Origin of the sequence: Helicobacter canis (assembly GCF_900451095.1) — a bacterium.
GTDB lineage: Bacteria > Campylobacterota > Campylobacteria > Campylobacterales > Helicobacteraceae > Helicobacter_B > Helicobacter_B zhangjianzhongii.
The window spans coordinates 522,127-541,358 of the sequence record NZ_UGHV01000001.1 but is presented as its reverse complement, the minus strand read 5'-3'; the positions used below and the strand labels follow the sequence as shown (position 1 = coordinate 541,358).

At 43.5% G+C, this 19,232-nt stretch carries 17 protein-coding genes and 2 pseudogenes; 2 read left to right on the top strand and 17 right to left on the bottom strand.

Annotated elements, in window-relative coordinates:
- Nucleotides 1–33 precede the first annotated feature (33 nt).
- Nucleotides 34–1,320 (bottom strand): ankyrin repeat domain-containing protein, encoded by a 1,287-nt coding sequence (locus tag DX060_RS02640; protein ID WP_115011022.1) that lies wholly within the window; start codon nt 1,318–1,320, stop codon nt 34–36.
- Between the two features lie 103 nt (nt 1,321–1,423).
- Here DX060_RS02640 and DX060_RS10800 point away from each other — a divergent pair, with 103 nt between their 5' ends.
- Together DX060_RS10800 and DX060_RS02635 are read left to right on the top strand one after the other, a co-directional pair.
- Entirely contained in the window at nt 1,424–1,735 is a 312-nt protein-coding gene (locus tag DX060_RS10800) for a hypothetical protein (protein WP_147278747.1), read from the top strand.
- A gap of 58 nt (nt 1,736–1,793) precedes the next feature.
- A pseudogene (locus tag DX060_RS02635) lies at nt 1,794–1,910 on the top strand (winged helix-turn-helix transcriptional regulator); the annotation flags it as partial.
- Nucleotides 1,911–1,970: 60 nt separating this feature from the next.
- Here DX060_RS02635 and DX060_RS02630 read toward each other — a convergent pair.
- The 16 genes and pseudogenes from DX060_RS02630 to DX060_RS02560 form a co-directional block, all read right to left on the bottom strand.
- Complete coding sequence (locus DX060_RS02630; RefSeq protein WP_115011021.1) at nt 1,971–2,579, bottom strand: sugar O-acetyltransferase; 609 nt, start codon at nt 2,577–2,579, stop codon at nt 1,971–1,973.
- Between the two features lie 2 nt (nt 2,580–2,581).
- The gene (locus DX060_RS02625; RefSeq protein ID WP_115011020.1) at nt 2,582–3,079 is read right to left on the bottom strand and encodes a cupin domain-containing protein; all 498 of its coding nucleotides are present in this window, start codon (nt 3,077–3,079) and stop codon (nt 2,582–2,584) included.
- Nucleotides 3,080–3,453: 374 nt separating this feature from the next.
- On the bottom strand, nt 3,454–3,864 hold the full coding sequence (locus tag DX060_RS02620) for a MerR family transcriptional regulator (RefSeq protein WP_115011019.1): 411 nt from the start codon (nt 3,862–3,864) through the stop codon (nt 3,454–3,456).
- A gap of 50 nt (nt 3,865–3,914) precedes the next feature.
- Nucleotides 3,915–4,877 (bottom strand): aldo/keto reductase, encoded by a 963-nt coding sequence (locus DX060_RS02615; protein ID WP_115011018.1) that lies wholly within the window; start codon nt 4,875–4,877, stop codon nt 3,915–3,917.
- A gap of 177 nt (nt 4,878–5,054) precedes the next feature.
- Nucleotides 5,055–7,715 carry an AAA domain-containing protein gene (locus tag DX060_RS02610; protein WP_115011017.1) on the bottom strand — a complete coding sequence of 887 codons (2,661 nt, stop codon included), beginning with the start codon at nt 7,713–7,715 and terminating at the stop codon, nt 5,055–5,057.
- Nucleotides 7,716–7,813: 98 nt separating this feature from the next.
- Nucleotides 7,814–8,668: a glycosyltransferase gene (locus DX060_RS12460; protein WP_475690381.1), complete on the bottom strand. Its 855-nt coding sequence runs from the start codon at nt 8,666–8,668 to the stop codon at nt 7,814–7,816.
- Nucleotides 8,669–8,731: 63 nt separating this feature from the next.
- Nucleotides 8,732–9,430 (bottom strand): annotated as a pseudogene (locus DX060_RS12455) (glycosyltransferase family 2 protein); the annotation flags it as partial.
- Between the two features lie 82 nt (nt 9,431–9,512).
- On the bottom strand, nt 9,513–10,313 hold the full coding sequence (locus DX060_RS02600; RefSeq protein WP_115011015.1) for an enoyl-ACP reductase: 801 nt from the start codon (nt 10,311–10,313) through the stop codon (nt 9,513–9,515).
- On the bottom strand, nt 10,310–11,191 hold the full coding sequence (dapA, locus tag DX060_RS02595) for a 4-hydroxy-tetrahydrodipicolinate synthase (RefSeq protein WP_115012277.1): 882 nt from the start codon (nt 11,189–11,191) through the stop codon (nt 10,310–10,312). The genes DX060_RS02600 and dapA overlap by 4 nt, the downstream gene beginning before the upstream one ends.
- A gap of 20 nt (nt 11,192–11,211) precedes the next feature.
- Nucleotides 11,212–12,486, bottom strand: a complete 1,275-nt coding sequence (locus DX060_RS02590; RefSeq protein ID WP_258552168.1) for a M16 family metallopeptidase — start codon at nt 12,484–12,486, stop codon at nt 11,212–11,214.
- A 40-nt stretch (nt 12,487–12,526) separates the two neighbouring features.
- A complete protein-coding gene (gene pyrD / locus DX060_RS02585) occupies nt 12,527–13,588 on the bottom strand; it encodes a dihydroorotate dehydrogenase (quinone) (protein WP_115011014.1) in 1,062 nt (353 codons plus the stop codon).
- 2 nt (nt 13,589–13,590) lie between these two features.
- Nucleotides 13,591–14,127: a gamma carbonic anhydrase family protein gene (locus tag DX060_RS02580; protein ID WP_115011013.1), complete on the bottom strand. Its 537-nt coding sequence runs from the start codon at nt 14,125–14,127 to the stop codon at nt 13,591–13,593.
- Nucleotides 14,127–16,205: an RNA degradosome polyphosphate kinase gene (locus tag DX060_RS02575; RefSeq protein WP_115011012.1), complete on the bottom strand. Its 2,079-nt coding sequence runs from the start codon at nt 16,203–16,205 to the stop codon at nt 14,127–14,129. The genes DX060_RS02580 and DX060_RS02575 overlap by 1 nt, the downstream gene beginning before the upstream one ends.
- Nucleotides 16,206–16,336: 131 nt before the next feature.
- Nucleotides 16,337–17,062: a hypothetical protein gene (locus DX060_RS02570; RefSeq protein WP_115011011.1), complete on the bottom strand. Its 726-nt coding sequence runs from the start codon at nt 17,060–17,062 to the stop codon at nt 16,337–16,339.
- Between the two features lie 31 nt (nt 17,063–17,093).
- Complete coding sequence (locus tag DX060_RS02565; protein WP_115011010.1) at nt 17,094–18,578, bottom strand: M20/M25/M40 family metallo-hydrolase; 1,485 nt, start codon at nt 18,576–18,578, stop codon at nt 17,094–17,096.
- Nucleotides 18,575–19,225, bottom strand: a complete 651-nt coding sequence (locus DX060_RS02560; protein ID WP_258552307.1) for a 3-methyladenine DNA glycosylase — start codon at nt 19,223–19,225, stop codon at nt 18,575–18,577. The genes DX060_RS02565 and DX060_RS02560 overlap by 4 nt, the downstream gene beginning before the upstream one ends.
- Between the last annotated feature and the right edge of the window lie 7 nt (nt 19,226–19,232).

The following is a 19,232-nucleotide window of genomic DNA, read 5'->3' as shown; positions in this document are numbered from 1 at the left end:
AGGGTTTTTCCTTTGTTGATAGATTCTAGCTTGTTACCTTTGCGCGCTTGCTCTGCTATCTAGCAAAGCTTGGATACTCTTGCCAGCGGTGGTGTTTGTGTTGCCCCGATCAATACTAGGATCAATCTTCGCACCAGAATCTAGCAAAAGCCGCACAAGCTCTATATCCCCACTCATCGCAGCAAAATACAAAATCCCCCGCCCAGAATCATCGCGCAAATTGATGTCTGCACCCTTTTGCAAATAGAGCTTTACAAGCTCGCGCTTATTACACTCATATATACCTTGCTTCTCCCAAAACTCCCCGACAAAGCCCATTTCATTGTAGTTGTTATACATTTGCACTAAAGGGATTTGCGTGCTGCCATCATAAGCTATGATGTGGTTTGGATTTGCTTTATACTCTAAAAGAGCTTGAATACTGCGGCAAGTTTTGTTGCTAATGCGTGGATCTGTGGCAGCAATCAAGGGCGTGCGTCCTTCATTATCAACCTCTTCAGGGTTTGCGCCAAACTCTAGTAGCAAGGTGGTGATGTCTGGATTGGTAAGCCCAAGTATCAAAGCTGGCGTGCCAAAATCGTCCATAATGTTTGGGTTTATGCCATCTTTTAGTGCGGAATACACGCCATCGCTATTGCCTGCCCTAATCGCTTCAAAGAGTGCTTGGCTAGAATTGTAGCCACGGCTATAATAGTAGCTTTTGCTTGTAGCAATGTCTTTTGAAGAAGCTTGAGTAGAGCTAGAATCTGCACGCCGCTCAAACATCTTAGGATCGATAGAAGAATACTTTGCGGCAAAATAGGCGAGATTTTGCTTAGGTGCGCTGTGTATAGGCTCTCCCATAGCAAGTAGCACTAGCTCATAGGCGCGATAGGATTTATATAAGCCTATGATATTCTCTAGCTTATAAATGCGCTCCTTTAGGTCCCTTTGCGTGATAGGCGTCTCAACACCTATGCTTAGCGCATCAATTTCAGCACTAAGCTTCTTTAGCGCGGCGTGGTATGGGGCTGGGTCATCGATTAAGATAGCTGCTTCATAGAGATTTTTCTTAAGCTTTTTGTAGGTGATTTTTGGCTGGATAAATTGCGAGCTGGATTCTAAGGTGATATGGCTTATGACTTCTTCATAGGATTGCTCTTGACTCTGGGCTTGGATAATGCTGTGCTTAGCACGCACGCTTACTTCTATACTTTGAGAGAGCTCATCAAGCGCAGCACTTTTTGCCTCTTCTTGTGTGGGTGCGATGGCAGAGCTCTCTAGCACTTGTCCCAAGCAAAGCGCGAAAGATATGGCAAAAAGCGTGATAAGTCGTAACATATAAATCCTTTGTGATATGGCAAGCCCACTTCAAATAAAGTCTCTAAGTAAAATCCTAAAGTATAGCACACTGATCGTAAGCAAAAGTGGATTCTAGGCACTTTTGGGCGTTGTTATTAGAATCTACATTTTTGTCATTGCAAGCCTTGCTTTGCAAAGCGTGGCGAAGCAAGGCGAAGCCGCAGCTTCTTTAGTAATCCATAGATCCACTGCTTTTGCACTAGAATCCACTTTTGAAAAATGGATTCTAGGCTATGGATCGCCACGCCGACCTTGTCGGCTCGCGAATGAGAGAGAGTTTCATCAGCTCGCGAGTGAGAGGGGGTCGGCTTGTGGTTTGGATTTGAGTGTTTTGTCAAAAGTGGATTCTAGGCTACTTGGGATTTATGCGCTATTTTTCTTTAAAGTCGCGTGATAAACGCTCCTAAACGCTGCATTAAAGGGCGTGTTGTTTAAATCACTCAACGCAAAACCCACAAATCCCACCAAAAGTAGAATACAGCCTATCATCTCGCGGGAAATCACTCATACCGATTTTGGATTCTATGTGCGCGTGGGGACAAGCACACAAGGGGGATATGCAAGGTTAGCATATCCTATAAACACATAAGATAATAAACACCATTTAAGCTTTACATCAGCTAAGATTCTTAAAGCGTTTTTAGAATCTTGGCAGGATTGCCGCCGACAATGACATTTGGAGGGACATCTTTGGTTACCACGCTTCCTGCGGCGATGACTGAATTTTCCCCGATAGTAACGCCCGGGCAAATCGTGGCATTTATCCCTATCCATACCCTATCTTTTATCACAATGGGCTTGCAAAAAGTCGCCTTGCGATTGTAAGGGTCAAAGTCGTGATTGATTGTAGTGAGACATACCTTTGGGGCGATAAACACATCATCGCCAATCGTTATCCCACCCCTATCCATAAAAGTGCAAGAGCTATTCATAAAGAAGTTTTTGCCTACCTTGATATTGCGTCCAAAATCCACATAAAAAGGCGGGATAATCCACGAGCTACTATCCACTTCATAGCCCACAATCTCGCTAAAAACAGCCCTTACAGAATCTTTATCTAGCATTTGCGTATTTAGCCTATGGACTAACTTTTGCGTGTTTTCTATCACGGCTAGAATCTGTGAAAAGTCCTTATCATCTGGGCTTATTAACTCCCCATTTAAATCACGCGTGAAAATGTCTCTATCTGTGCTTGGCGTGGCGTTTGTTATAGCTTTTGCTTTACTTATATCCTGCATAATCACTTCCTTTTCTCTGTTTGTTTAATCGCTTGTAAATACTCTTCATCACTTAGTTTCTGTCCCCACACTACATTAGAATCCTTATCATATTGCGTTAGGGCGATATGAGTGCCGCTAGATTCTAGCCCTGCTCCGTGCCAATGATCTACATTTGGCGGACAAGCAATGCTCTCTCCTGCCTCTGCTTTATACACGATTCCATCTTTTGTGCCTGTGTAAATCACCCCTTGTGTAACAATGAGTGTCTGCCCCGCTGGGTGAGTATGCCAAGCACTCCTAGCCTTTGGGCTAAAATGCACTCTTGCACCGCTAAAATCTCGCCACGCATTTTTCTCAAAAAGCATTGTAACTCTAACTTCACCACTAAAGATTCTAGAATCTCCTTTTATCTCTTTTGCCTCTTTTGTAAGCTCTTGTGCTAAATCCGCTCCTTGTGTAAAACACACCAGCATAGCACTTGCCAATATACCCGATAGGATAAAATTATTGGTTTGCATACTTATCTCCTTAGTATTGAATATTTATAGAATCTAGCGTTTTAAGTCATATTAGATTCTAAAGCAAAAGTATAAAGCCTGACACTTAGTGTTTGTCAAGGGAAAGTTGTGAATTTGTTGATAAATTTTGCTGTGGATTGTTGAAAGTTTATTGATAGCGAGTTTGCGGATAAATTATAAATTTTTAAGCATTATTTGAATCTGGGTTTTGATACCACTTGCTATCCCTATCAAGCCTGTTCGCTGCTAAAGGATTGTCTAAATTCTAGCACAAGGGTGTTGTAGTTCAGGCAAAATCTAGGATTTTTATTAAACCCTCCTGCTTAAAGATAAAATTTGCATTTCTTACGCTACAAATTACTAGCACAAGATAACTAACGCCCCTTTTTATAATCCCTGCTATTAGGATTTAAAAAGTCTATGCCTGTTCTTAGCATTTCATCATACATAGAAATTTTATGCTCTACCTTTTTATACGCCGCATTGAGAATCTCAAGCTCTTTGTTAAGGACTTTTAGCTGCCGCTCTAGCAGAGTTTTACGCTCTTTTGCACTCTTCATACCCCCTGTTGTAAGGCTAATGTAGTGCTTAATATCCTTAATGCTCATCTTGCAATTCCTTAGACAATTCACCCACTCCACCCAGCCTATATCACTTTTTGCAAAGTAACGCACCCCATTTTCATCACGCTCTATAAAGGGGAACAGCCCCTTATCAAGCCAGAATCTAATTTTTCTTGATGGAATCCCTGTCATTTTCTCAACTTCTATGATTGTGTATGCCATTTGTTTCCTTGTCGTTTCTTGTAATTATAGGGTAAAAAGTGAATAAACCCCTAGCAGTCCCAACCAAAAAGGCTTTTATTACTATCAAGCTGTGTGATAGAATCTCTCTCGTTTTGCGTTAAGCTAAAGTCAAAGAGTGCGAGATTTTCTTGCAATCGCTTTAAACTTGAAGCCTTTGGTATCACGCTTATGCCCTTATCTAGCAAAAATTTCAAAGCAATTTGTGCGATGCTTTTATGATGAGCTTTTGCTATGCCCTGCAAAGTCGCATTTGTAAAAATGCCATTTCTCCCACAAGCTAAAGGACTCCACGCTTGCAAGTGTATATTTTTAGATTCTAGAAATTTTTTCAAGTCATTTTGCTGGAAGAAAATATGTGCTTGGACTTGATTTAGCACCGGCTTAATACGCACAGAATCTAAAAAATCCTCCAAAAATCTGCCATAAAAATTTGAGATTCCAATCGCACGGATAAGCCCTTTGTGATACGCCTCTTCACAGGCTTTATACATTTCTTTAGCATTTGCGTAAGGCTCGTGGATTACAAGCAAATCTACATATTCTAGCCCTAGATTTTGTAGGCTACCCTCTATGCTTTGCCGCGCCTTTTTATAGGGCATACTAGATGAAATCTTTGTGGTGATGAAAAGATCATTTCTTTGCAATGGTCGGCTTAAATCGTTTGAGCTAACTTCGCTAGATTCTATATGGGCTGATTGCTTGTGTGGGCTTGAAGTTGGCGTAATGTTAGAATCTAAATGTGTTGTGGAATGAATGCTAAAAACCCCAGATTCTTTTGTTTGCAAATTAGAATCTTTTAGGCTTTGCATAGCCCACGAGAGTGTTATGCCTAGCTCCTTTTCATTTTTATACATTTGTGCGGTATCAAAGAGTCTGTATCCAATTTGCAGGGCATTTTGCATTATTTTCACACCCTTTTGTCCTTGCAGTCCATAAGTCCCAAGCCCAATACTAGGCATTGCAATGCCATTATTTAAAATAATGTGTTGCATAAAAATCCTTTAAATTTGAGTTGGCATTATAAAGCCTGACATCTAGTGTTTGTCAAGGGAGTTTGTGGAATTTGTAATATCTAATGACTTAATTTAGCAAGATTGAAGCTTACCAACTTGTCGTTAAAATTTTTAAATTTTTGCAACTCTTTTTACATTCAATATCGCATTTATCTTTTAAAGCAAAGCCTGAAGCATATCTCTTAGGCGTTTAGATTCTGCGCTTTGCGTGGTGCCAAGGCGCAAAAGTGGAAAATTATGCTTTTTGCAAATGCTATCTTTAAGCCTATCACGATTTAGCTGCTTATGTGTATGGTGAAACGCATAGCCATCAATCTCAACAGCAAGCAAAGGAGCTTTATCCATAATGTGATAGATGATAAAATCAAAATGTGTGAGTGGATTTTGCGCATAGAGCTTTTCTTCTTGCGTGAGAGCTTCATCTATTTTAATGACTTTAGCAAGGGGTATGTGCGGCAAAACATCAAGGCTATGGTAAGAATCTTGCTGGAGTATGTCTTTGATAAAAGCAAAGGCAATATTTTCTGAATCAAATTGTGAGATACGCCTTTTACCCTTGAGATACAATTCTCTTGCTTGTGCATTTGCTTTATAGAGTAGATCAAAGATTGAATAAATGCTACTTTCTATGGGTTTTGCACTTTGATAGGTGATATAGCGGATAAAGTCATTGATATTTGTGTTTTGTTTATGGCACACATCATAAGATACGATGAGTTTTAGCTGTTTTTTAGCTCGTGTAATGGCGACATTTAGCATTTTGCTATCATCGATAAAATCATTGCTTTGATTATCGGTAGTTGCGATGATGATAAGGTCTTTTTCTCTGCCTTGATATTTATGCACAGTGTCTGCTTCAATCTCGCCCACTGCATTTTGTAAATGTGCTTTTTGCTCATTATAGGGAGTGATAATGCCTATTTCGTGCGGCTCTATGGTGGTGCTTGGCAGGATTTCATTGGCAATAATGTCAATTTCTCTTTGATTGTAATGCCCCCTTGCGTGATTGCCAGCAGGACTGACATACACTTCTAGCACATTTGCTTCTCCATTATCTTCACTTAAAATGACAAGTGCATTGTCATAAAACTTTTGATTGCAAAAATTGATGATTTTAGGATGGCAGCGATAATGCTCTTTGAGCAAAACTCTAGGGGCATTTGGCAAAACACTACACACAGAGCTTAAAAAAGAATGCTGCACATAGTCATAGCGTGAGGGGATTTTATAGTGTGTAGTGATCTCTTGGATTTGTTGAGATGTTGTAGAATCTATCACATTTGGTAATTGCTTTGTATCTCCTACAATCACAATATTTCTAGCCACACTTAGAGCCAAAACACCTGTTACTAAATCTACCTGCGAGGCTTCATCAATGATTAAATAATCAAAGAGAAAATCTCGTCCAAAACAATTTTTGATAGCGTGTGTGGTGCTAAAAATTATGGGGTATTCATCGCAAAACTGCTCTGCATTATTAAACATATCCTTTTCGCTAAAAATAGGTCTTTGTGTGCGATTGTTATATCTAATCCGCACAGATTCACGCAAAAGGGTAAAAGAATATTCTTGCAAATGCTCTAGTGTTTGTGCGGTGCGTAATGCCTCTAGGCGTTTTGTATCGTGGGTGAGTGTTTCCTTGGCAGTAGCGATACTTTGCACATAATAGGCGTATTCAAAATGTTGGATAATATCTTGCAAAGGAAGTTTATAAAAAGCAAAATTTCCAATACGCTGTATCAAGCAGAGTTTGCATACAAGCAAAAAATATCGCCAACCTTTTGGGGTGTTTTCAAGAGCGATCTTTGTCTTGAGTAAAAGAGCAAAATCCTTTTGCAAAGATGTCAAAAAATGTGGATATATCTGTAAATTTTCTTGCATTGTAAAATGGCGAAACTCTAGCTCCAATGCACTAAGAAGAGATTTTTGCTTTGCGATAGCATTTTGTAAAGTAAAAATCTCTTGTGCTTGTGTGTTGAGCTTTTGTATGGCTTGATAGAGTGTGTCCTTTTCCTCTTGTGTGATGGATTGTGCAAAATCTGGGTAGGTATGTGATTGATTTTGCAAAAACTGCTTGATATTGTCTTTTTTACCAAGCTTTGCGCATAGATGTGTCAAGCCATATTTTTCTAGCTTCATAAAGACATTATCTGTCGCGGCGTTATTGTTGGAAACCACAGCTACATTTTTGCCAAGAAATATAATATTTGCAATGATGTTTAATATACTTTGTGTTTTGCCTGTGCCAGGAGGTCCTTCTATGATACTTACTTGAGATTCTAAAGCATTGTAAATTGCTTGAAATTGTGAAGCATTTAAGCCAAATGGCGAAAGTATGGGAGAATCCATATCGTTCTTGTGTGGCTGACTTGCGCATAAATAATGACTCAAAGCACTCTCTTTTGCTACCATATCTATTTTGTTGTATGCCTTTGAGAGAAGCGACTTGTTTTCCTCATTTTTTACCCCTACGATAGTAGCCAACTCTTTGCAATACAAAAAAACATCGGCATTACAGCCTTTTGTATCTGGCAATAGCATTGTTGTCTCTAGCAGTTTTGTTGTCCCATTGTCAAAAAATATTTTGCAATACTTTTCAAAAATAAGGGCAAATTTAGCATTATAAATACCAAGCTTCTCTGGCTTTGTGTGCCTTTGCGGATTTGTAAGAAAGATGACTTTGTCGTGTTTGTAAGTATAAGTTTTTGCCGTATTAGCAAATGTGATGTGCCATAGATTATCTTGCTCTTTTATGCTTGTAATAGATTCTGTTTTATCTTCACCATTAAGTAAGATCAAAAACTTTATGCTATCCATAAATACTCCATAATAATTGAGCTACCTAGCATATCCCTCTCATAGATTCTACTAGCAGCGCGATCTACACGCGATCAAAGTAGCTCTTTAGTGCCTTATTATGCTCGTTTGGCATCTTTAGGTAGTGTGCCAAGATGAGTGCGCAGCGTCTCAAGGTAGAGCTGGTAGTTGGCATTAGCGCGATCTTGTGGGCGAGTGGGGTGGTGGATATGATAGCCCGCAGCGCAAAACTTCAGCCTAGCACTTCTCCCCCCGGCAAACAAAAATCTAGCTACAAACTCCCAATCTTCTGACCCGTGTCCTGTGAAGCGTTCATTAAACCCGCCTATTTTCTCAAAATCTGCTTTATAAAAGCTCATATTGCAGCTCCCAACATTTGCCTTGACACTTTTGGTGAAGCTTTTGGCACTTTTTTGACTACATAGATAAATAATCCACGCTAGAAGCGTGCAGCGATAAGCCTTCCAGCTTTTGTATTTAAAGCCCTCTTTATACGCGCTTGTATCGCCGCTAGTGCGCTTGACTAGAATCTCTTTGGTAGTATTCTCACAAAGCATCGTGCGAGAGCCGCCTAGGCAGAATCCACTTTTGGCAAAGCGCAGATGATCGGCGATAAAGTGTGGGTCTAAAATCATATCGCCATCGATTAAGATAATATACGCTCCTTTAGCCGCGGTAATGCCTTTATTGCGGCTAGCACTTGCGCGAAAGCCCTTGTCCTCTTGCCAGATATGGCGCAAGGGACAGGGGAAATCTTTTGCATAGGATTCTATAAGGATTCTAGTCTCTTCCGTGCTGCCATCATCAGCGATGATGACTTCTGCTGGGAGTGGGGAGAGATCTCGCACAGAGTCTAGCACCAAAGCCAAGCGATCGGGGGAGTTGTAGGTGGTAATGACAAGGGAGACATCGCTAGGAGCTAGCGGATAGGTAATGCCGTGGGATTTGAGCATAGCAAGATAGCGTTTGTCATTGATCGCTAGGGCTTGTGGGTTGATATTACTCTGGTGGTAGATATGGTATGCCACTGCGCTAAAGGTTACGCGCTTGAGCCTGCCGCCTTGGAGTAAAAGCCGCGCGACAAAGTCTGTATCATCTCGCCCCCAGCCTGTATAGCCCTCATCAAATCCGCCCAATTTCTCCCAATCACTTTTATAAAAGCTCATATTACAAGTGCGCACGACAGGCTTGAGATATGGACTCTTGCGTAAATAGCGTGCGGTGGTGGAGCGCAAGTTTGCCAAATATGCCATAAATGCTAGGCGGTAAGATTTAGCCTTTTTATGCGCAAATGCTAGGCGGTAAGCTTTGCTATAACTCTGGGATTTGGCGGCTAAAATCTCTTGAGATACTTTATCGCTTAGCCCTGTCCTAGAGCCTTGCAAAACCACGCCCCTTTTGGCGAATCGCAAATGATCGGCGATAAAGTGGGGGTCTAAAATCATATCCCCATCGATTGTGATGATGTAATCTTGCGTAGCGGCTTTTATACCCTTGTTGCGACTAATGCTAACGCGAAAGCCCTTGTCTTCTTGCCATATATGGCGCAAGGGACAGGGGAAGCTCTTGGCGTAAGATTCTATAAGGATTCTAGTCTCTTCCGTGCTGCCATCATCAGCGATGATGACTTCTGCTGGGAGCGGGGAGAGATCTCGCACAGAGTCTAGCACCAAAGCCAAGCGATCGGGGGAGTTGTAGGTGGTGATGACAAGGGAAGCACCTAGAGAAGTGCTTGCTGGGGTTGTGTCGGTCTGCATTGGGGGTTGGTGGGAGAGTGTAGGGTAAGTGCTTGCTAGGCTATTTGAAAGTCGTGCCGCCATCGATGACGATTGTCTGCCCTGTGAGCCAGCCACTTTGAGCAGAGTCGCATAAGAAATACGCTGCGCCTGCTAGATCTTCTGGCGCGCCCATACGATTAAGCGGTGATTGCTCTTCAACTTTTGCACGCACTTCTGCATAGTCGGGGAAAGCACGCAGTGCATCTGTATCAATCGGTCCGCCGCTCACAGCATTGACGCGTATGCCCCACTCGCCAAGCTCAGCGGCAGCGTATTTGACCATTGTCTCCACGGCATTTTTGCAGTTGCCGTGTCCTGCGTAGTTTGGCATATACACAAGATTGCCCGTAGAGCTTAGGGAGATGATAGAGCCTCCACCCACTTCTTTCATACGCTTTGCCGCTTCTTGCGCCCCCACGACAAAGGCTAGCACCGTGGCGGTGTAAATGTTGTTTAGCCCCCTAGGACGCAGGCGCATAAATGGTCCAAACCCTCCAGCCACACTCTTGCCATAAATGATAGCATTGCTTACAAAAAAATCCACTCGAGAAAAATCGCTATCAATCTTGCTAAAAAGCTCGCTATACTGCTCTGGCTCTAGGACATTGAGCGGATAGTAGCGAGCCTTGATACCAAAAGTGGATTCTACATCTTTGGCGATTTTATCTGCTTCTTCTTCGTTTTTGTTGTATGTGAAAGCCACATTGACGCCATTTTGCGCGAATTTATACAAAATCGCCTTGCCGATACCGCGTGTCGCCCCTGATATGACAAGCGTTTTGCCTTTCATTTGATTTGAGCTTGCTTGAGATTGTGTCATTGCTTCACCTCATAATGTTGTAATGTCTGCTCGATGTAGCGTAGATTTTCCGCGCTAGGAGAGAGCAGCGGCAGCCGATATTCTAAGCTTGATAGAAGCCCTGATAGATACATCGCTGCTTTGATAGGGATAGGATTGCTCTCGCAAAACAAAGCACAATTTATAGCATAAAGTTCATTATTTATAGCTTTTGATTCTTTGAATTTTCGCTCTAAAGCTAGGTGTGTGAGGGTAGAAATTTTATCTGGCAAAAGATTTCCTGTAACGGAGATCACGCCGCTTCCACCATTGGCAAGTATGGGATAATTGATCGCATCTTCTCCGCTAAATATCGCAAAATCTGGCGCAAGTGTGTTTAGCTCGACTATGCGCTCCATAGAGCCGCTAGCTTCTTTGATAGCGGTGATATTTGGCACATCTTCATAGAGTCGTATCGCCGTGCTTGGCTCGATATTGACCCCTGTGCGAGAGGGGACATTATAGAGCATAAGGGGGATTTCCACCGATTGTGCTACGGCTTTATAGTGCTGGTATAGCCCTTCTTGAGTGGGCTTGTTGTAGTAGGGACTCACGCACAAAATCCCATCTGCGCCGCATTGCTGCGCAAATCGCGCTAGCTCTATGGCTTCAGCAGTGGAGTTGCTCCCAGCACCTGCTAGCACCTTTGTGCCGCTATTTTTGCAGACACTCACGGCAATTTCTATGCATTCTTTATGCTCATTGTGCGAGAGCGTGGCAGACTCTCCTGTGGTGCCCACAGGCACGCACGCGTCCATTCCATAGCGGATTTGCCGCTTTATGAGTGAGATGAAGCATTCTTCATCAATCTTGCCGTTTTTAAAAGGCGTGATAAGCGCGCTCATCGCGCCGCGTGGCATTTGATCTACATAAGACATATTCACTCCTTTTTATCGCATAAAATAGCCACACTTAGCGTGTCTTCCACAAAATACTTTTGTGCCACGCGTGTGAGATCTGCTAAGGTTAGCTTGCTAAATTCTTCTTCATAGCGCAGAAGTGGGGCTACATCATCACGCACCAAAAATGCCCCAAATAGCCCCGCCACCGAGCTTGACTTTTCTAGTGAATACACAAAGCTTGCCTGCATATTACGCTTGGCAGTATCAAGCTCCTCTTGCGTGATCTGCCCCTGCTTCACACGCTCCAAAATCCCTAGAATCTCCTTTTGCAATGTCTTTGCCCGCACCTTTTCATTGCCCGCTGCCATAATCATAAACACCCCAGAATCCTTAAGCCCCATAGCCGAAGCCGACACTTCACTAGCGAGATTGCGCTTATCAACTAGCTCGCTATCAAGCAAGGCAGACTTACCGCCACTTAGCACCTCTGCAAGCGCACTTAACGCGATTTGATCAGTGTGAGAAAAATCAGGAATCTTATAACCCATAATGAGCCACTCAATTTGTGTGGGCTTTTTGACAATGACTTCTCGGTAGCCATCTTGCTCTGGCTCTTCTATGCGGACTTTTGGGATAGATTTTGCCGCAGGAATCGCGCCAAAATGCTTACTCGCAGAAGCAAAGACTTTTTGCGGCTCAATATCGCCTGCCACGACAACAACAGCGTTATTTGGCTGATAATAGGCATTGTAAAACTCTCTAATATCCCCAATCTCCCAGCCTAAAATATCCCCCATAAATCCAATAGGCGTCCAGTGATAGGAGTGGTGCAAAAACGCGGTATTAAAAAAGCGGAAATACAAATACCCAAGCGGCGAATTATCCGTGCGCCACCTGCGCTCCTCTGCGACCACCTGTCGCTCTGGCTGAAACTCCTCATCTTTTAGCGAGAGATTGCGCATAAGCTCGGCAAATAGCTCCAAAGAAGTGTCAATATGCTCTGCGCTTGATTTGATAAAATAGCGCGTATAATCAAATCCTGTGGAAGCATTATCCACACCGCCAAAGCCTTTTACAATTTTGTCAAACTCCCCTGCTTGAAGCTTTTTGGTCGATTTAAAGCTCAAATGCTCAAGCATATGCGCTATGCCGCTCTTACCTAAAATCTCATTCCTAGAGCCGACTTTGTAGAAAATATCGCTCTCTATCACGCCACTACCATTATCCATAGGGATAACGACAATCTGCAAGCCATTATCTAAAGTCTTTTGCTCATATTTTGGTAGCACACTATTCCCAAGTCCTATACTCATCAACACTCCTAGTAATAATACAAATCGCATAGATTCTAAGCTACAAATCCGCACCAACAGCCTGCGCGATAGAGTCAAACCCATCAGCCTTAAGCAAGGCAGAAAGCTCGCGATTGATTTTGGCACAAAGGCTTGGTCCTTGATATACAAGCCCTGTATAAACCTGCACAAGCGATGCGCCTAATTTAATCCTACTATATGCTTCTTTCGCATCAGCAATTCCACCCACGCTAATGAATATCGCATTTTTGTGTGTTTTGCGCAGAGCCTTTGCCACAGCAGCAAACATCTCCCTACTTTTTTCGCATAAAGCAGCCCCACTAATGCCGCCGTGCTTAGGATTGGCGATCAATGAAGTATCCGTAGTTGTATTAGTAGCGATAATCCCACTCGCACCAGAATCCAACGCTCTCTCACACACACTTAACGCAAAATCCCTATCCATATCTGGAGCAATTTTTAAAAAGAGTGGCTTTCGTGTCTTTTGAGCTGCCATTGTGAAAAGGGATTCTACGAACTTTTCATTTTGTAAATCCCGTAGATTAGGAGTATTTGGTGAAGAAAGATTGAAAGTATAGTAGTCGCCCACTTCTAGCATATCCTCTAAAGTTTTTTGATAATTTAGCGCGGCATCTTCTTCGGTGATGTCTTTATTTTTCCCGATATTTATGCCAAGAGGGATACAAAATGGATAGAGACTCTTCAGCTTTGTGGTAGCTGCGATACTGCCTAGATTATTAAACCCCATAGCATTTTGCAAGCTTTGCTCATTTTCGTGGCGGAAAAGGCGCGGCTTTGGATTCCCATTTTGAGGGATTTTAGTGATTGTCCCAAGCTCCAAATGTCCAAACCCAAGCGTAGTCAAAGCCTTGACATATCGCCCATCTTTATCAAAGCCAGCCGCCAAGCCAATGGGATTATAAAAACGCAAGCCCAAAATCTCTTGGGCTAAGCTCTCATCACCATAGGCACAAAAACGCAGCAGCACATCATCACCAAAGGGCAGCGCGCGCAAAGCTTTCAAAGCCTTTAGCGAGAGATGATGCATCTTCTCTGCATCACATTTAAACAAAAGCGGTCGCAATGTTTGATACATTTCCATACTTACTCCTTCACTACTTTAAGATCACTATGCAAACTAGCCAAATGCTGATAATGCAAAGCCGATGCCAAGCCCTGTGCCACCTCATCATCATTTAAAGAGCGCACCAAACGCGCTGGATTCCCTATGATCAGGCTTTTGGGTGGGAATTTCTTGCCTTTTGTAACGACACTTCCAGCCCCCACAATACTCTGCGCACCTATAACCGCCATATCCATAACAATCGCGCCCATACCGATGATACATTCTGTTTCTATATGGCAGGCGTGGATTATGCAATTATGCCCAATGGTAACATTCTCATCAATAATCGTGCTGCCATCAAAATCCTGTGTCGCATAGCCAATATGAATGGTGCTATTGTCTTGGATATTGCTACCACTGCCGATATGGATTCTAGCTCCATCCGCACGGATTACGCTACCATACCACACACTCACGCTCTCCCCTATCTCCACTTCGCCTATGATTGAAGTATGCGGCAAGATCACAGCACTTTGTGCGATCCTGGGAGATATGCCATTAAAACTAGCGATCATTATGATTCTCCTACCATTCTTTGTAGCAATTTCTTAGCCTTAGCTTCTTTTTTGTTTGAGCTATGGATTTCATTGACATATTGCTCATAAACGATTTGTGAAGAGATGGGATTCTCCTTGGGGGTGGGGATTTTGCGATATTCGCCATCACTTAAAAGCTCGTGAGCTTGGACATTATCACTAAGCTGGATAGTTAGAATCTCTATAAGCCTATCAGCGACTGCCTTATTAGTCGCTGGGGTAAGTAGCTCCACCCTTCTTTCAAGGTTGCGCGGCATAAGATCCGCGCTAGAGAAAAATACCCTTTCTTTAGCGTGAGCGAAATAGTAGATTCTAGCGTGCTCTAAATATTTGCCGATGATCGAGCGCACGCGGATATTATCACTCATACCCTTAACCGCAGGGCGCAAGCAGCACACGCCACGGACAATAAGATCAATCTGCACGCCAGCCTTTGAGGCTTCATACAATGCCTTTATCACATCAGTATCAACAATGGCATTTGCCTTAAGGATAATGCGCCCTTCTGCACCAAAGCTAGATTCTGTCTTGATAAGCTCTAAAAGCTTTGACTTGATCTGCGTAGGCGCGACACATAGAGTATCAAGACTTGTCTTGTGCGAGCTACCTGTGGAGAGCGAGTGGAAAAGCTTAACGACATCATTGCTAATTGCTTGATTGCTCGTAAAAAGGCTTATATCTGTGTAGATTTTAGCCGAAGCGGTGTTATAGTTCCCCGTGCTTAAATGCACATATTCTGTGAGCTTATCGCCGACTTTTTTAACCACAAGCGCGACTTTGGCATGCACTTTAAGGGCAGGCACACCATAGATGACATGCGCTCCAGCAGATTCTAGCGCACGCGCCCAATGCAAGTTATTTTCCTCATCAAAGCGCGCTTTAAGCTCGACAAGCACGGTTACTTGTTTTTCTTCTGCGGCTTGGATTAGGGCTTTGACAATGGGGGAGTTTTTCCCCACACGATAGAGCGTCATACGGATAGATAGCACATCTTTATCCTTCGCAGCCGTGGTGATGAAATCCACCACCGGATCAAAGCTTTCATAAGGGTGAAATGCAATAATATCGCCAGATTCTATGGTATCTAGGATATTGCCTTCAGGATTTATAGGTGGGAGAGTTTTAGGCACAAATGGCGTAGAGCCTAAATGCGCAAAATCTTTCGCCCCTACAAGCTCCCACATCGCCCCAAGATTAAGCAAAATCGAGTAAGAATACACATCTTCAGGCACAACTTCCACTTGCTTTTGGACAAATTCTTTCAGCTCTACCTTGCCCTCTCCTATCTCTAAGCGCGTGATCTCTCCTCTTCTCCTAGCACGCAGCCCCTCGCTCATTAGCTGCATAAAATCATCAGCTTCATCTTCTTCTATCTCAAAATCCGCATTGCGCGTTACTCGAAATGGCACATAATGCTCCACACTATATCCTAAGAAAAGCTCCGCGGCAAACTCCCCTACAATCGTCTCTACCGGCACAAATACCCCACCATCAAGCTCGACAAATCTCTTTAGCACACGCGAAATCCGCACGATACCAAACTTCAGCTCCTTAGTCTCGTTATGCCGTAGCTCGATAGCTATACCAAAGCTTAGGTTATTTAAATGCGGAAATGGGTGAGTAGAATCCACTACAATAGGCACGATCACCGGATAGAGATAGCGTAAGAAATACTCTCTTAACTGCACTTTTTGCGATTTGTTTAGCTCGCTAAAAACCTTTATCTTCAAGCCCTCTTTGTCCAGCCCTGCTTGTATCTGGCTAAAAAGCTCTTGCACTTGGGCTTTTTCACTATGCAAATACTCGCGGATATGAGCAAGCTGCTGGGCAGAAGTGAGTCTATCGGCACCGATTTCGCTAATCCCGCTTGCATAGAGCTTTTTAAGCCCCGCCACACGGATCATATAAAACTCATCGAGATTTGTGCCATAAATAGCCAAAAACTTCAATCTATCAAGTAGCGGGAGCTTGGTATTCTTTGCTTCATTAAACACACGCGTATTGAACCGCAGCCACGACAACTCTCTGTTGAAAAACATTGTATCCACTATCTCCATAACGCCTCCTTACCCATAGTGTCGCTAAACTACACGCCTTGTAGTCGTAGTTATTGTATCTTATGTATCTTAAAATCCCCCAAACCTAGCACAACTAGAATCCATAACCACCACTCATACAAAACTGGATTCTAGATAGAAAAATCATAAAGACACAAGCTCACAGCAAACGCATAGCTGCTAAATATAGGATCACCATAGGCACGCGCATCAACACCGCGCAAAATCACCAAAGGATATGAGTAGCTGCCCTCAAGCTTTAGCCCAAATCCTCGCACAATATTAACAAACAATCCAGCATTAAAGCTTGCGCCGTGAATGTTGTATTGTTTAGTATCATTGGGGAATTGTATATGCTGCAGCTTCCAGCTAATCCCAACGCTTGGCACGACATAACGCGCGATGAGATACGATGCGCGCACGCCAAAGCTTAGTGAGTAATCCTGTGCTGCCACGCCATTGACATAGCCACCTAGCATAAAATTATGCCAATGCATTCCACGCTCCAGCCCGAAAAACACCCCACGCGCTATGTGATCAACGCCCCTAGAGACACGCGTATTTGTGGCACTATCGACTACGCTTAAGGCTTTGGTTTGTATATGACTTTGGGAATAGCCTATGGAAAATGACCCATACGATGACTTGCTAAGAGCTATGGGCTGATAGAGAGAGAGCGATCGCTTGGTAACCTTGCTAGAATCTGTTTGAGATAAGCTAGATTCTAGTGATGTGGATTCTAGGGGCTGGGTGGCAGAGTCTTGCTCATTTGGGGCTAAAGGTCGCGCACTAGATTCTACACAAGCTAGCAACATCACACCAAATAAGCCCAAAGCATTTTTCATCATTTTTCTCATTTCTAAACCTTAGAAGAAGTAGAATCTAGCCTTAAGGCAGATTTGAAGGCAGACTTGCAATAAGCCTATCTAGCACCTTGACAAATTCCTCAAAGCTTCCAATATCAAGACGCTCTTGCACGGAATGCGGCGCAAGGATCGTAGGACCAATGCTCGCCATAAGCACAGATCCCAAGCCCATTTGCGCAAACCGCTCCTGCAGTATCCCACACTCTAGCCCTGCGTGGATCTCACCGATCTCTGTATGTCTCCACTCAAATGCCTGTTGGATACATTGCAAAATGGGGTGATCATCGGCAAGCTGTCGCTGCCACGGCGCGTAAAAGCCACTTATTGTAGCAAGTTTTTGACAAAATCGCCCCGAAATCTCAAGGATAGAAGTGCGCATAGATTCTAGGAGATCATCTTTATTGGCGCGGGCTTTTAGCGTGAAATCTAGGTGCTGATCGTGCGTGCGTGCTAGGGCAATATTAAGCGAGCTAAGGATTATGTGCGCATCTTGCTCCCACACCCCCTGCCTAAGCCCTCTCACAAAATGCGCAAGATGTGCCATCTCATAGCCTAGCACGCGGGCTTTTTTGCTAGGATTTTCTATCATCTTTAGCACAAAGCCAGCGTTTGGACCCACAAATATCCGCCACACTTGAAAATCTCCGCTAGATTCTAGAGCGATATGGTGGATTAGCGTAGAATCCACTTTTTCCATAGTCATCAAAGCGTGCAAGGATTGTGCGCAATGCAGCGCGATCTCTTGCGTGCTAAAGGCTATTTGCGCATTAAGCCCCACGGCTATGGAGTTTGACTTTTCACCTGCTTGCAAATGCGTAAGGATTATCCCACTTTTTTCACCTAAATACTCGCTAATCCAGCCAAAAACTGCGAAAAACTCTGCTAAGCTTGACTTGATATTTTTATGTATATCCACGCCACTATGCCCCCCACTAAAGCCAAAGCTCTCGATCCACACACCGCCATAGACATCGTAAGTTGTAGCAGCAAAAGAGCAGAGCGCATCAAAGCCGCCTGCACAGCCTACAATCACCTCACCAAAGACTTCGCTATCAAGGTTAAGCAAAAACGGAGCTTTGATAGGAATTGCAAGCGCGTTTGCCCCGCACAGCCCCACTTCTTCATCGTTAGTAAAAAGCACTTCAAAATCCCCACCCCCACGCTTCATACACCACAAAATCGCTGCGATAGCCGCGCCATTATCCGCGCCAAGTGAAGAATCTCTAGCGCGTAAGAATTGTCCTTCTTCCACTAGCTCTAATGCCCTATCTTCCGCAGCCACGCCCACACCCACCATATCATAATGCGCCTGCAAGCACACCTTAGGACGCATTGCAGTAGAATCCAAAATGCTAGGCTTGCTAGCATAGATATTGCCAGCTTCATCTATGTAAATCTTAAAGCCTAGCCGCTCACATTCCGCGCATAAAAATTCGCGCATAGCCTGTGTATGATAAGAGCGATGGGGGATAGAGCAAAGCTTATAGAAATACTCTAGCGCACTCATTGCTTCTCCATAAGCGTTTGTATTGGGAGTTTTTTCTTGCTAAATTCCACGATTTTGCCGTGATACCTTGCATAAACCTGTGCTAATGGCATTGTGGGATAGAGCTTTTCAAGCTCCCTAGAAGGCATATCCATAAACCACCTCTGCACATCTTCATAGCTCTCCATTTCCCAGCCAAGTCCAGCCAATAGCCTAGCACTATAACTATCCACCACCATAATCTCCCTACCACACGCATAATTCAAGATAGAATCCGCACTTTCAAATCCTATCCCCTTGCGCTCTAAAAGCCACTCCCTGCTAACCCCCTGCTGAAAGCTTGCAAAATCGCCAAAATCCTCTACAATCGCTCGCGCTAGCGCGATGATTCTTGCACTTTTTTGTCGATAAAGCCCGCTTGGAGCGATAAGATTCTCAATAGAATATATCTTTGCAAGATTATGCAAGCTCACGCTATCATCATCGCCCAAAAGCCTCGCATTTTTGAGATTTGCCAAAGAGAGCTTGACCTTCTCCCACTTGGTGTTTTGCGTCAAAATCGCGCCCACAACCACTTCAAAGCCCAAAGCCCCCTCCCACCACCATTGATGTAAGCCCTTCAGCAAATCCAAATTTTTAAGCCTAGTCAGTAGCTCTATACTATTTATATCCACG

What these genes read in the sequence shown, in the direction of transcription:
- dapA (WP_115012277.1), bottom strand. Translation starts at nt 11,191, where the DNA reads ATGCCACGCGGCGCGATGAGCGCGCTTATCACGCCTTTTAAAAACGGC.
- DX060_RS02640 (WP_115011022.1), bottom strand. Translation starts at nt 1,320, where the DNA reads ATGTTACGACTTATCACGCTTTTTGCCATATCTTTCGCGCTTTGCTTG.
- pyrD (WP_115011014.1), bottom strand. Translation starts at nt 13,588, where the DNA reads ATGGAAATGTATCAAACATTGCGACCGCTTTTGTTTAAATGTGATGCA.
- DX060_RS02565 (WP_115011010.1), bottom strand. Translation starts at nt 18,578, where the DNA reads ATGAGTGCGCTAGAGTATTTCTATAAGCTTTGCTCTATCCCCCATCGC.
- DX060_RS02620 (WP_115011019.1), bottom strand. Translation starts at nt 3,864, where the DNA reads ATGGCATACACAATCATAGAAGTTGAGAAAATGACAGGGATTCCATCA.
- DX060_RS02575 (WP_115011012.1), bottom strand. Translation starts at nt 16,205, where the DNA reads ATGGAGATAGTGGATACAATGTTTTTCAACAGAGAGTTGTCGTGGCTG.
- DX060_RS12460 (WP_475690381.1), bottom strand. Translation starts at nt 8,668, where the DNA reads ATGCTCAAATCCCACGGCATTACCTATCCGCTAGCTCCTAGCGATGTC.
- DX060_RS02625 (WP_115011020.1), bottom strand. Translation starts at nt 3,079, where the DNA reads ATGCAAACCAATAATTTTATCCTATCGGGTATATTGGCAAGTGCTATG.
- DX060_RS02580 (WP_115011013.1), bottom strand. Translation starts at nt 14,127, where the DNA reads ATGATCGCTAGTTTTAATGGCATATCTCCCAGGATCGCACAAAGTGCT.
- DX060_RS02590 (WP_258552168.1), bottom strand. Translation starts at nt 12,486, where the DNA reads ATGAGTATAGGACTTGGGAATAGTGTGCTACCAAAATATGAGCAAAAG.
- DX060_RS02600 (WP_115011015.1), bottom strand. Translation starts at nt 10,313, where the DNA reads ATGACACAATCTCAAGCAAGCTCAAATCAAATGAAAGGCAAAACGCTT.
- DX060_RS02615 (WP_115011018.1), bottom strand. Translation starts at nt 4,877, where the DNA reads ATGCAACACATTATTTTAAATAATGGCATTGCAATGCCTAGTATTGGG.
- DX060_RS02630 (WP_115011021.1), bottom strand. Translation starts at nt 2,579, where the DNA reads ATGCAGGATATAAGTAAAGCAAAAGCTATAACAAACGCCACGCCAAGC.
- DX060_RS02610 (WP_115011017.1), bottom strand. Translation starts at nt 7,715, where the DNA reads ATGGATAGCATAAAGTTTTTGATCTTACTTAATGGTGAAGATAAAACA.
- DX060_RS02570 (WP_115011011.1), bottom strand. Translation starts at nt 17,062, where the DNA reads ATGAGAAAAATGATGAAAAATGCTTTGGGCTTATTTGGTGTGATGTTG.